We start from the raw sequence: 12,170 nt of genomic DNA on the forward strand, positions 1-12,170 counted from the left end.
CATGTCCGCGCATTGTCCCCGCTCCTGGGTTTCCACCGCCATCCAGATCATCGAGGCGGATTTCAACCGCTCGTCGGACACGCATCTGCTGCGCGTGCCGCTGCCGGGCGTCGAGCTGTACCTCAAGGATGAATCGACCCATCCGTCGGGGAGCCTGAAACACCGGCTGGCGCGGTCGCTCTTCCTATATGGGTTGTGCAACGGCTGGATCGGGCCGGAGACCACGATCATCGAGGCGTCGAGCGGGTCGACCGCCGTGTCGGAGGCCTATTTCGCCAGGATGCTGGGTCTGCGCTTCATCGCCGTGATGCCGCGCTCCACCTCCGCTGAGAAGATCGCGCAGATCGCCTTCTATGGCGGCGAAAGTCATTTCGTCGATAGCCCCGCCGAGATGTATGCGGAGAGCGCGCGTCTCGCGGAGGAACTCGGCGGCCATTACATGGACCAGTTCACCTATGCCGAACGGGCGACGGACTGGCGCGGCAACAACAACATCGCCGAATCCATCTTCAGCCAGATGTCCCACGAGGAGCATCCGGTACCGAGCTGGATCGTGGTGGGAGCGGGGACAGGCGGCACCTCGGCGACCCTCGGGCGCTACATCCGCTATCGCCGCCTGCCGACGAAGCTGTGTCTCGCCGATCCGGAAGCCTCCGTGTTCCACCGGCATCTCGCGGATCGCGCCGTGTGCAACGTCTCAGGCCCGCCTTCGGTGATCGAAGGCATCGGTCGCCCAAGGTGCGAACCGTCCTTCGTGCCGGAGCTCATCGACCGCGCCTTTGCCGTGCCGGATGCGGCGAGCATCGCGGCCGCGCGGGTCCTGTCGCGCCGCATCGGCCGCTCCTGCGGCGGCTCCACGGGCACGAACCTGTGGGCGGTCGCTCAGATCATCGGCGAGATGGTGCAGAACGGGGAGCAGGGCTCCGTCGTGACGCTGCTGTGCGATTCAGGCGAGCGTTACCGCAGCACGCATTTCGACGATGCGTGGTTGAGCCAACGCGGCATCGACATCAAGCCGGCTGAAGAGACGATGGAGCGGTTCTTCGAGACGGGTGTCTTGAGCTCTGCTTGAGGCGTGGATCGAGACACCCCGTCATTCCGGGGCTGCGAAGCGGAACCCGGAACCCATAGCCACGGCATGGAAGGAAAGGGCGATCAGCGTTCCACCTTCTTCTGCATCGTTTGCGGTTATGGGTTCCGGGTTCGCGCTGTAGGCGCGCCCCGGAATGACGACGGACGACAGCGGGGCGCCTCGCCTTTCCAATCGAGATCACCGGCACAAGGCCGGTGATGACGTGGAGGGTGCCGAAAGACGGCTCATCGGCTTTGCTCCGCAAACCACTTCACCAACAGCTGCAGGTCCGTCTGCGACAGATTGTGGCCGGTGGGCAGCATGTGGTGCTGAACCTCCGCGCCGGCTTCCTGCAGCGATGCCGCGAGGCGGTTCGCATTGTCGGCCGGGATGATCGGGTCCAGGGCGCCTGAGGTCATCAGCACGCGCTTGCCCGAGAGGTCCACTTGCGGCGTCTCGGAGAGCGGCACCATGGCGCGCAGCAGCGCCGCGCCTGCGAGCGCTTCCGGGCGCAGCAGCATCATGGCCGCGGCGATGTTGGCGCCGTTGGAGAAGCCCACCGCGACGGGTGCCTCGAGCCCATAGGCCTTGCGGGCCTCCGTGACGAAATCCGCGAGTTCGTTCGCGCGGAGCTTCACATCCGCCTCGTCGAACACGCCTTCCGCGAGCCGGCGGAAGAAGCGGGGCATGCCGTTCTCCAGGATCTTGCCGCGCGGGGAGAGCAGGGCGGAGCCCGGGGAGATCGTGCGGCCGAGCCCGAGCAGATCGTTCTCGTCGCCGCCGGTGCCGTGAAGCAGCAGGAGCGGCGGGCGGCTGGAATCCGTGGCGGGCTCGAAGCGGTGGATGAAGGACAATTCGGTCATGGGATTTCTCTTTCTGTGGGAGAAAGGGGTTACGTGTTCTTTCGTCCCTTGAGCGGATGGTGAATGGGTGGACCCTCGATGTCGTCATGGCCGACCTTGTGCCGTGCGCTGGTGTCATCCCCGGCGAGCGCAGCGAGGGAAGGGGATCCACGATCAAGCGCTGAGCCATGGATTCCCTTCCCCTCCGCTGTCGCTCCGGCCGGGAATGACACTGAAAACGCCTTTCGGATCGAGATCACCGGCACAAGGCCGGTGATGACGTCGAAATCGACGAGACTCGGCATTCCGACCCTCGATCCCTCCCGCAAGGGGGAGGGAAGATAGGCAGTGTAGGCTCAGGCCAGTTCCGGCAGATGGGCCTCGATGTCGCCGCGCCGAGGCTCCAGGAAGGCCGGGAGCTTCAGGGTCTCGCCGAGGCTGTCCTGCGCTTCGTCCACGGCGAAGCCGGGCGCGTCGGTGGCGATCTCGAACAGGATGCCGCCCGGCTCGCGGAAGTAGACGGACCGGAAGTAGTTGCGGTCCTTCTGCTCCGTGGTGTGCAGCCCGTGGTTCTCGGCGAGCTTCTTCACCATCTCGGCCTCCTCGGCATCGTCCTTGGCGCGGAACGCCACGTGGTGGACGGAGCCGCCGCCCATCCGGCCCGGCAGGAAGCCGCCGGCGCTGCGGATGTCGACGGTGCTGCCCATCGGGGCGTCCGTCTCGTAGCGCACGAGGGAGCCGTCGCGGGCCGTCTCGCGAAAGCCGAACACATCGGTCAGGATGGCGCCGGTCCGCTCGCCGTTCTCGACGAGCAGCGTGACGCCTTCCAGGCCGCGGATGGCATGTTCCGCCGGAATGCCGTCGACATTCCAGGCAGGCTCGCTCTCCGCGTTCGGCGTGCCGACGAGCGCGAGGCTCGTGCCGTGCGGATCCTTGAAGGTCAGCACGCTCTGACTGAGCCGCTTCTCCACGGTGCCGTGCTCGACGCCCTGCTCGATGAAGCGGTGCGCCCAGAAGCCCAGGGATGCTTCGGGCACCCGGAAGGAGGTTTCCTGGGTCGAGCCGATGCCGTTGCGCCCGGGTGCCACATGCTCCCACGGGAAGAACGTCAGGATCGAGCCCGGCTGCCCCGAGGCATCGCCGAAATAGAGGTGATACGTGCCGGGATCGTCGAAATTGACGGTCTTCTTCACGAGGCGCAGACCGAGCACGCGGGTGTAGAAATCGAGGTTGCGACGGGCCGGACCGGCAATGGCGGTGACGTGATGAATTCCGTGGTGCCGCATGGGACTATTCCTTAACGGGCAAGCGCGGATTGCGCTGCGTTGTCGAGGAGATAGGTACCACCGAAGACCGCTGAAGTGTGGAAAGGGCGTCCTTGCGCGATTGCAAGAGACGCGGCGCTCCCTTGGCAAATCCGCGTGATTCCTCGCGAATCCGGATTGGCAAGATTCCGGCAACCAAAGTCTCTCAACAAGGCTTAACCTCAACGGCGATTCAGCATGTCGTCTTAACGGTTTCGGCCCGCAATCCATGTGAGACTCATCCTCAGCAAGCGATGAACCGGCAGTGAGCCAAAGAAAAGCCGGCGGGAGTCAAAGGGATGATGAAGGATCAACTTCGCGATTTCATCGACAGGATCTCCGAGACCAAGCATGTTTCGGACGACGACGTGACGATGCTTCAGGGCGAGATCCTGCAAGGCGGCATCACGAGCCGGATCGAGGTCGAGTCCCTGCTGGCGCTCGACCGGATCGTCGATGGCGCGGAGAGCTGGGGAATGGTGCTCACCAAGCTCGTGGTCGATTTCGTCGTCTGGAGCCGGGCGCCCCATGGCGTGGTCAGCAACGACGATGCCTTCTGGCTCGCCACCCTGCTGGAGATCAGCGGCCCGTCGCCGAACGCCATGAACATCGCCTACGCGATCCTCGACGAAGCGGGCTATGTGGACGTGGCGCTGCTCGATTTCATCATGCGCGGACGCCAGCAGGCGAGACTCTCGCAGATCGCCGCGTAAGGAGTTGCCCGCCGCGCATTGTTGCGCGGGGAATGAGGCCTCTCGGATTACGACATGCCCAAGTCGTGGCCGGCCTAGTGCCGGCCATCCCAAGACAGTGAGGCACTCCGGTGTCATCCCCGGCGAGCCGAAGGCGAGGGAAGGGGATCCATGGCGTGCCCCTGATCGTGGATTCCCTTCCCCTTCGCTACGCTCCGGCCGGGAATGACGCCGATGGCGCTTCAATCAATCGAGATCACCGGCACAAGGCCGGTGATGACGAGACAACCGAGCATTTTCGGTGAAGTGGATCCGGTTCACCGTCGAGAATGCGCTACTCGCCCGCCTCCAACGTGAATCCGGCCTTGAGCACCACCTGATAGTGGCGCACTTCACCGTTCTCCACGTGACCGCGGGTCTGGATGACCTCGAACCAGCGCAGGTTTCTCAAGGTCTGGCTCGCGCGTCGAACCGCCGTCTGGATGGCGTCCTCGATGCTGGTCTCGGACGAGCCGACGAGCTCGACGATCTTGTAGACATGGTCATCCATGGGCCGCTCCATGCTTTGCCGACAGCATGGAGGTAGAGCGCGGGGAGGGCGCGCCTATGGGGCGGTTCAACCTTCTTGCCGGTACGCCTCGACCTTCTGCTCGATGGCCCCGAAGATCGACTGGCCCTGCTTGTCCTTCATCTCGATGCGGATCGTGTCGCCGATGCGCATGAACGGCGTTCTGGGCTCGCCCTGGAGGATCGTCTCCACGGTGCGCTGCTCCGCGAGGCACGAATAGCCGAGACCGCCCTGGTCGATGGGCTTGCCGGGACCGCCGGTCTCGTCCTTGTTGGAGACGGTGCCCGACCCGATGACCGTGCCGGCGCCGAGCGGCCGGGTCTTGGCCGCGTGGGCGATCAGGGTCGGGAAGTCGAAGGTCATGTCGACCCCCGCATTGGGCCTGCCGAAGGGCTTGCCGTTGAGGTGGGTGAGCAGGGGCAGGTGAAGCCTGCCGCCGTCCCAGGCGTCGCCCAGCTCGTCGGGCGTCACGGCGACCGGCGAGAGGGTGGAGGAGGGCTTGGCCTGGAAGAAGCCGAAGCCCTTCGCCAGTTCGCCCGGGATCAGGTTGCGAAGGGACACGTCGTTGACGAGGACCACGAGGCGGATGGCGGCCGCGGCCTCGTCCCGCGTGGCGCCCATGGGCACGTCGTCGGTGATCACCGCGACCTCGGCCTCGAAGTCGATCCCATGCGCCTCGTCCATCGCGGGAATCGGGTCGCGCGGCCCGAGAAAGGAATCGGAGCCGCCCTGGTACATGAGCGGATCGGTCCAGAAGGACGCCGGCATCTCGGCGCCGCGCGCCTTCCGCACCAGCTCAACATGGTTCACATAGGCCGAGCCGTCCGCCCATTGATAGGCGCGGGGCAGGGGCGACGCGCAATCGTGCTCGTGAAAGCGGAAGGCCGGGACCGAGCCGTGCTCCAGCTGTTCGGCAAGGTCGCGGAGCCGGGGCTCTACTTTTTCCCAATTGTCCAAGGCTTGCTGAAGCGTCGGAACAATGAAAAAAGCATCCGTCGCGCGGGTCAGGTCTTTCGACACGATGACGAGGCGGCCGTCACGGCCTTGGTTGAGAGAGGAGAGCTTCATTGCCACCGACCGGGTTGTTATGGTCCATTCAACTTGCAACAGAATGCTCTCTGGGGAAACGCCAATGACGACGATGAAGAGAAGAAACTTTCTGAAGGGGGCAGGACTTGCGGCTGCGGCCGGCACGGTGGCGGCTCCGGCCATCGCGCAGTCGGCGCCCGAGATCCGCTGGCGTCTGACCTCGAGCTTCCCGAAATCCCTCGACACGATCTTCGGCACCGCCCAGACCTTCGCCAAGTACATGGCTGAGGCCACCGACAACAAGTTCCAGATCCAGGTCTTCGCCCCCGGCGAGATCGTGGGCGGCTTGCAGGCCATGGACGCGGTGCAGAACGGGTCGGTCGAATGCGCCCATACCCCGCTCTACTACTACATCGGCAAGGAGCCGGCGCTCGGCATGGGCACGGGCCTGCCCTTCAGTCTCAACGCCCGCCAGCTCCATTCCTGGTGGCACTTCGCGGGCGGCAAGGAGATCATCAACGAGGTGATGGGCAGGTATAACTGCACCTCCCTCGTCTGCGGCAATTCCGGCGCCCAGATGGGCGGCTTCTTCCGCAAGGAGATCAACACGGTCGACGACCTGAAGGGCCTCAAGTTCCGCATCGGCGGCCTCGGCGGTCAGGTCCTGGCCAAGCTCGGCGTCGTGCCGCAGCAGATCGCCCCCGGCGACGTCTATCCGGCCCTGGAGCGAGGCACACTCGACGCGGCCGAGTTCGTCGGTCCCTACGACGACGAGAAGCTCGGCTTCCTGAAAGTCGCCAAATACTACTATGCTCCCGGCTGGTGGGAGGGCGGCGCCATGCTCCACCTCGTGGTCAACCAGCAGAAGTGGAACGAGCTGCCGAAGAACTACCAGGCCATCATGAGCCAGGCGACGGAAGCCGCCAACAACTGGATGCTGGCGAAGTACGATGCCGTCAACGGCCAGGCCCTGCGCCGCATGGTCGGCGCGGGCGCGGAGCTGCGGACCTTCTCCCCGGCCATCATGGAGGCCTCCCTCAAGGCTTCCAACGAGCTCTATACGGAGCTTTCGGCCAAGAACGCGGACTTCAAGAAGGTCTACGATTCCATGGTCGCCTACCGCAACGATGTCCTGCCCTGGTGGCAGCTCAACGAATACGCCTTCGACACCTTCATGATCCGCACCCGCGGACGGGCATGAAACCGTAAGGCTTAGGTTTCACAACCTTTTAACGAACGGCGCGGTCGGGCAACCCGGTCGCGCCGTTCGTTTTTCAACTTGCCCCTACGTCACAGAATCTGGTTGCGTCTGCAACGAATTGTGCTATCAGTTGCTGGTGCAACGATTGGCGTGGTGATGGCAACTGGATCCGCAGCGAAGAAGCCCGAAACCGAGCCTCTGGTCATTCTGGAGGAATTCCTGCCGTACAGGCTCAACGTCCTGGCGGGTCTGACGTCCAGCGCGCTGGCCCAGATCTACGCGGAGCGCTTCGGCCTTTCGATCCCGGGGTGGCGGATCATCGTCACCCTTGGGCAATATGAGCTGCGCACGGCCCGGGACATGGCTCCTGATGGGGTCATGCACAAATCGACGGTTTCACGGGCCGTCTCGGCGCTCGAGAAGCGAGGTCTCGTCGTTCGCCGCCCCAATCTCGACGACCGCCGCGAGGAATGGCTCGCCCTGACGCCGGAAGGTCGGGCGATCTACGAAGCCGTCGCGCCAGAGGCCCTGGCCGTCGAGGACCGCCTTCTGTCCGTTCTGACGCCTCAGGAGCAGACGATGCTCGCTGCCCTGGTCGACAAGCTCACCCGGCAGGCCCGGTTGCTGGCGCCAAAGAGCGTCGAGGAGGATGACGGGTGAAGCTCTATACCTATTTCCGCTCCTCCGCCGCCTATCGCGTCAGGATCGCCCTCAACCTGAAGGGCCTCACGTACGAATCGGTGCCGATCAACCTGTTGAAGGGCGAGCAGCGCGAGGAGGGCTACAAGGCCGTCAACCCGCAAATGCGCGTGCCGTCCCTCGATATCGGTGCGACGACGCTGATCCAGTCCCCGGCCATTCTCGAATATCTCGACGAGGTCTATCCGGAACCGCCACTGCTGCCGGTCGGCGCGGTGACGCGCGCCAAGGTGAGGGCAATTGCCAGCCTGATCGCCTGCGATATCCATCCGCTCAACAATTCAGGGACGCTGGCCTATCTCAAGAACCGGCTCGGGCACGACAAGGCGGCTGCCGACGAATGGTACGCCCATTGGGTGCGCGAGGGCTTCGATGCCATCGAAGCCCTCGTCGGCCCCGGCCCTTATGCCTTCGGTTCCAGGATCACGCTGGCCGACGTCTATCTCGTGCCGCAGGTCGCCAATGCGCGACGCTTCCACATCCCGCTCGATGCCTATCCCAAGATCGTCGCGGTGGATGCGGCCTGCGCCGCGCACAAAGCCTTTCAGGATGCCGCGCCGGCCAACCAGCCCGATGCGACCTGACGAGAATCGCATCCGTCCCTGAACGAATGCGTTGTCTTCACAACCGATGACCTCTCGCTCGGCAGAGGCATAACAGGAGGAAAGTCATGGGACCGTTCCCGCACGATGCACCGCCAGCCGCAATCTCCGAAGAGAACCCCATGGGGACGGACGGCTTCGAATTCGTGGAATTCTGCCATCCCGATCCGCAGGCCCTGGATCGTCTTTTCAAGACGATGGGGTTCAGCCTCGTCGCCAAGCACCGCTCGAAGAACGTGATGCTTTACCGCCAAGGCGACATCAATTTCATCGTCAACGCGCAGCCGGGCTCCTTCGCCGAACGTTTCGCGGCGCAGCACGGCCCCTCGGCTCCGGCCATGGCCTTCCGCGTGGCCGATGCGAAATACGCCTATGACCGCGCACTTTCCATGGGGGCCAAGCCGGTCGAAACGCAGGTCGGTCCCAACGAACTCGAAATCCCCGGTATCGAAGGCATCGGCGGATTGCAGATCTACTTCGTCGACCGTTACGGCGCGAAGGGCTCCATCTACGACGTCGATTTCGAATGGCTGGGCGAGCCCGATCCGAAGCCGAAGGGCGTCGGCCTCTATTACATCGATCACCTGACCCACAACGTCTACCGCGGGCGGCTCAACGAATGGGCGGGCTTCTACGAGCGTCTCTTCAATTTCCGCCAGATCCGCTACTTCGACATCGAAGGCAAGCTGACGGGGCTGCACTCCCGGGCCATGACGAGTCCGGACGGCAAGATCCGCATCCCGATCAACGAAGACGCCGGTGAAACCGGGCAGATCGAGGAGTACCTGCAGGAATACAAGGGCGAGGGCATCCAGCACGTGGCGCTCGGCTCGCAAGATCTATACGAATCCATCGAGTCGCTCATCGAGGGCGGGCTCGAGTTCATGCCGGCTCCGAACGAGATCTACTACGCCCGGGTCGACAAGCGCCTGCCCAGTCATGAAGAGCCCATCGACCGCTTGAAGAGAAACGGGATTCTCATCGACGGGGAGGGCGTCGTCGAAGGAGGCTTCACGAAGGTCCTGCTCCAGCGCTTCGGGAAGACCGCCATCGGGCCGATCTTTTTCGAATATATCCAGCGCAAGGGCGACGACGGGTTCGGCGAGGGCAACTTCAAAGCCCTCTTCGAATCGATCGAGGAGGACCAGATCCGCCGCGGCGTGATCGGTCCGAAGGTCGCGTAGTCTGGAATCGCCTTACGATTCGAGAGAGGCCGGGTTCGCTCGGCCTTTTTCATGAGCAGGGGAGGCGGACTATCAAGATTGTGACGGGCGTTATTCACAGGCCGGGTCTATCGTGCACGGCCTCAAGACTCTCCGCGAGCCCGCAGGAGCAGCGGACGGAGGTCCCGCAAACCCTTTATCTTTAAGGCTTTATGAATTCCGGGGCACAGAACTTAACGAGACGTAAAGAAGCCAGCTTCAAACGTTGCCATTGTGCAACATGCCCCTGAAAAGCCCCGTCTCTTGCCCATTTTGCGCCTTCATTCGGTTGCTTGCGGTCCAGTCATGGATAATGTGGCTCCAGCGACGGGGGCACCCCAGTCGTGATACCGGCGAGTTCGACCGAAAAGGCGGGCCGCCGGGTTCTAGGGGAAAAGGGACGTGTTTAGGGCTTCGTCGAAGCACTCGAAGCACAAAAACCCGGCCCCCCAGGGTCTCGAAACTTTGGAGGTTTAACCATGAAGCTCGCTAAGAGCCTCTTCCTCGGATCGGTCGCGGGTCTCGCGGCTGTTGCCGGAGCTCAAGCTGCCGATCTTCCCGCGAAGAAGGCCGCTGCTGTTGAATATGTTCGCGTCTGCTCCACCTACGGTGCAGGCTTCTTCTACATCCCCGGCACCGAAACCTGCCTCCGCGTCGCTGGCCGTGCTCGCGCCGAGTTCCGCTATGTCGAGCCGCTCGACCGCTCGCAGGACGCCATCGGCTTCCGCGCTCGTGGCCGCATCCAGCTCGATGCCCGCACCGCCACCGCCTACGGTCTGCTCCGCACATTCGTGCGCTTCGAGATGACCCGCGACACCGGCGTCTACGGCTTCAGCTCGACCTCGGCTAACGTCGACCAGGCCTTTGTGCAGTTCGGCGGCCTCACCGCCGGTCGTACCGTGTCGTTCTATGACAACAGCGACCTGCCCACCGGCCACTTCGGCACGCTCCGCTTCTCGGACGCTCCGACGGTGAACGTGTTCGCCTACACCTTCTCCTTCGGCAACGGCTTCTCGGCCACGCTGTCGGCTGAAGAAGGCCGCTTCGCTGGCACCTTCCTTGGCAACCGTCAGGTCGTCAGCGACACTGGTGTTATCAGCGTTGTCCCGAACACGCTGTTCAACGAAGCCGGTCAGACCTACCCTGACCTCGTCGGCAACCTGAAGTACGCCGGCACCTGGGGTTCGGCTCAGCTCTCCGGCGCTCTGCACCAGCTGCGTAGCGACGATCTGGTGAACGTTACTCCTGGCATCACGCCCGGCATCTTCGATTATCCGGACAGCGAACTCGGCTGGTCGGTGTCGTTCCAGGGCTCTCTGAACCTGCCGGCTCTCGGCGCTGGCGATGCGGCCTGGATTGCCGTGTCCTATGCTGACGGCGCTCTCGGATACCTCGGCTTCGGCAGCAGCGCGACCGTTGGATCTCTCAACGTCTCCATTGCTGATGCCTTCGTCGGCGCAGATGGCGACATTGATACCGGCAAGGGCTGGTCGGTCGCCGGTGGTCTGCGTCACTACTGGACCCCGACCATCCGCCAGAACGTGTTCGGTTCGTATGCTCGCGTCGAATACGGCAACACTCTGGTTCGCGGCTTCCTCCCGGGTAGCCTCGTCAATGCAAGCGCGTTCGATTTCGACGAGTGGCGCGCTGGCACGAACGTGATCTGGTCGCCGGTGGCTGGCCTGGACCTCGGCGTCGAGGTTCTGTACGCCAACGTCGACCCGCGTGGTCCGAACCCGATCAACGCGACCAACGACATTTGGGAAGGCCGTATCCGCGTTCAGCGCGACTTCTAATCGGTCAATCCAAGTTGGATAGGAGAACCCCGGTGGGAACACCGGGGTTTTTCCGTTTCAGGAGTGGAAGACTGAAATTCACTCACCATTCCGCCGGTAAGCCGCCAACGGGATGATTTCGGTATTCCAACGGGATGACTTCGGTATTTCTGTCAAAGCATATGCGGGCCGAGCAGGCGAAAACGCTCCCGCGAAGAGGCGGATTCCCGGATCTTTCAATCGGAGAGAAGGCGATCCTCGTCAGTCCCGAGGATCGACCCTGGCAATGAAGTCCTTGATGACCTGGATGAGATCGCCTTCGAGAGAAGGGGCGTGACCCTGGTCCGGCACTGTCACGGGTGTGAGATCAGGATGCCGTTCCTTCATCATCTGCAGGGTCGCTGCCGTCAGAAGATCGGAATTGCTGCCACGGATGGCCAGAACAGGGAACGGCTTCATGGCTTCGAAGAGAGGCCATAGATCCGGTAACGGCGCCTCCAGATCGAGACTCTCAAGTGTCTTCATAAGACGGGGATCGTAGTTGAGCACGAACCCATCCGTGCCTTCATGCCAAGTCCCCCGCGCGATCCTCTCCCATTGCTCATTCGTGTATCGTGAAAATTGGGTCTCGGATTGCCGACGCAGGATGTCGGCGGCCTCGCCGATGGTTTGTGGCGTGGGGAGCTTGCCGACATAGCTGCGGATCCGCTTCAGCCCATCGGCTTCGAGAACCGGACCGACATCGTTTAGGATCGCGCCGGCGATGAGTTCGGGACGGGCCGCGCACAGAGCCATTGTGATCAAGCCGCCACGGGACGTGCCGAGGAAGATCGCCTTGTCGATCCCGGCTGCGGCCAAAACCTGGAGGGTGTCGCTCATCTCGACCTTGAGGTCGTAGTTGTGCCAGTCCTGGTCCCATTCGGAACGTCCACGTCCGCGATAGTCCAGGGATATGAACCTTCGTGGTCGGGCAGGGTCGCTGCTGAGGGCCTCTGCGAGGTCGTGAAAATCCGCAGACGTTCTGGCAAGCCCGGGCAAGCCTATGACGGGTAATGCATCGCGGGCTTCAGGAGCATAGTCGCGGGCGTAGAGACGCAATCCGTCGGCCGCGGATACGAACAGGTCGCGATAGGAGTGGCTCATATCGGTCCGACTATATGAATTCAGTCAGGTGCATCCTGCGT

The 12,170-nt window shown here is 63.2% G+C and carries 12 protein-coding genes; 7 read left to right on the forward strand and 5 right to left on the reverse strand.

Going from position 1 to position 12,170, the window contains the following annotated elements; translation table 11 throughout:
- Nucleotide 1 precedes the first annotated feature (1 nt).
- Nucleotides 2-1,072, forward strand: coding sequence for a PLP-dependent cysteine synthase family protein (locus AB4097_RS10795; RefSeq protein ID WP_442039301.1), 1,071 nt, complete (start codon nucleotides 2-4; stop codon nucleotides 1,070-1,072).
- A gap of 245 nt (nucleotides 1,073-1,317) precedes the next feature.
- Here AB4097_RS10795 and AB4097_RS10800 read toward each other — a convergent pair whose 3' ends face one another.
- Nucleotides 1,318-1,935, reverse strand: coding sequence for an alpha/beta hydrolase (locus AB4097_RS10800; protein ID WP_442039303.1), 618 nt, complete (start codon nucleotides 1,933-1,935; stop codon nucleotides 1,318-1,320).
- A gap of 335 nt (nucleotides 1,936-2,270) precedes the next feature.
- Nucleotides 2,271-3,200 (reverse strand): ring-cleaving dioxygenase, encoded by a 930-nt coding sequence (locus tag AB4097_RS10805; RefSeq protein ID WP_442039305.1) that lies wholly within the window; start codon nucleotides 3,198-3,200, stop codon nucleotides 2,271-2,273.
- Nucleotides 3,201-3,520: 320 nt separating this feature from the next.
- On the opposite strand from AB4097_RS10805, the gene AB4097_RS10810 reads away from it, so the two are divergent.
- Nucleotides 3,521-3,931 (forward strand): hypothetical protein, encoded by a 411-nt coding sequence (locus AB4097_RS10810; protein WP_442039307.1) that lies wholly within the window; start codon nucleotides 3,521-3,523, stop codon nucleotides 3,929-3,931.
- A gap of 313 nt (nucleotides 3,932-4,244) precedes the next feature.
- Here AB4097_RS10810 and AB4097_RS10815 read toward each other — a convergent pair whose 3' ends face one another.
- Both AB4097_RS10815 and AB4097_RS10820 read right to left on the reverse strand, forming a co-directional pair.
- The gene (locus tag AB4097_RS10815; protein WP_114948887.1) at nucleotides 4,245-4,460 is read right to left on the reverse strand and encodes a dodecin; all 216 of its coding nucleotides are present in this window, start codon (nucleotides 4,458-4,460) and stop codon (nucleotides 4,245-4,247) included.
- Between the two features lie 66 nt (nucleotides 4,461-4,526).
- Nucleotides 4,527-5,546: a fumarylacetoacetate hydrolase family protein gene (locus tag AB4097_RS10820; RefSeq protein WP_442039310.1), complete on the reverse strand. Its 1,020-nt coding sequence runs from the start codon at nucleotides 5,544-5,546 to the stop codon at nucleotides 4,527-4,529.
- A 73-nt stretch (nucleotides 5,547-5,619) separates the two neighbouring features.
- On the opposite strand from AB4097_RS10820, the gene AB4097_RS10825 reads away from it, so the two are divergent.
- The 5 genes from AB4097_RS10825 to AB4097_RS10845 all read left to right on the forward strand — a co-directional run bounded on the left by AB4097_RS10825 (nucleotide 5,620) and on the right by AB4097_RS10845 (nucleotide 11,007).
- Nucleotides 5,620-6,708, forward strand: a complete 1,089-nt coding sequence (locus AB4097_RS10825; protein WP_442039401.1) for a TRAP transporter substrate-binding protein — start codon at nucleotides 5,620-5,622, stop codon at nucleotides 6,706-6,708.
- A gap of 156 nt (nucleotides 6,709-6,864) precedes the next feature.
- Nucleotides 6,865-7,368 carry a MarR family winged helix-turn-helix transcriptional regulator gene (locus tag AB4097_RS10830; protein WP_442039312.1) on the forward strand — a complete coding sequence of 168 codons (504 nt, stop codon included), beginning with the start codon at nucleotides 6,865-6,867 and terminating at the stop codon, nucleotides 7,366-7,368.
- Nucleotides 7,365-7,991 carry a maleylacetoacetate isomerase gene (gene maiA / locus AB4097_RS10835; RefSeq protein WP_442039314.1) on the forward strand — a complete coding sequence of 209 codons (627 nt, stop codon included), beginning with the start codon at nucleotides 7,365-7,367 and terminating at the stop codon, nucleotides 7,989-7,991. Before AB4097_RS10830 ends, maiA begins: the two co-directional genes overlap by 4 nt.
- 86 nt (nucleotides 7,992-8,077) lie before the next feature.
- Nucleotides 8,078-9,193, forward strand: coding sequence for a 4-hydroxyphenylpyruvate dioxygenase (gene hppD, locus AB4097_RS10840; protein WP_442039316.1), 1,116 nt, complete (start codon nucleotides 8,078-8,080; stop codon nucleotides 9,191-9,193).
- A 497-nt stretch (nucleotides 9,194-9,690) separates the two neighbouring features.
- Nucleotides 9,691-11,007 carry a porin gene (locus AB4097_RS10845; protein ID WP_442039318.1) on the forward strand — a complete coding sequence of 439 codons (1,317 nt, stop codon included), beginning with the start codon at nucleotides 9,691-9,693 and terminating at the stop codon, nucleotides 11,005-11,007.
- A gap of 240 nt (nucleotides 11,008-11,247) precedes the next feature.
- Here the strand turns inward: AB4097_RS10845 and AB4097_RS10850 are convergent, their stop codons facing one another.
- Nucleotides 11,248-12,129, reverse strand: a complete 882-nt coding sequence (locus tag AB4097_RS10850; RefSeq protein ID WP_442039320.1) for an alpha/beta fold hydrolase — start codon at nucleotides 12,127-12,129, stop codon at nucleotides 11,248-11,250.
- Nucleotides 12,130-12,170: the final 41 nt, after the last annotated feature.

This window comes from Microvirga sp. 2MCAF35 (assembly GCF_052115545.1).
GTDB lineage: Bacteria > Pseudomonadota > Alphaproteobacteria > Rhizobiales > Beijerinckiaceae > Microvirga.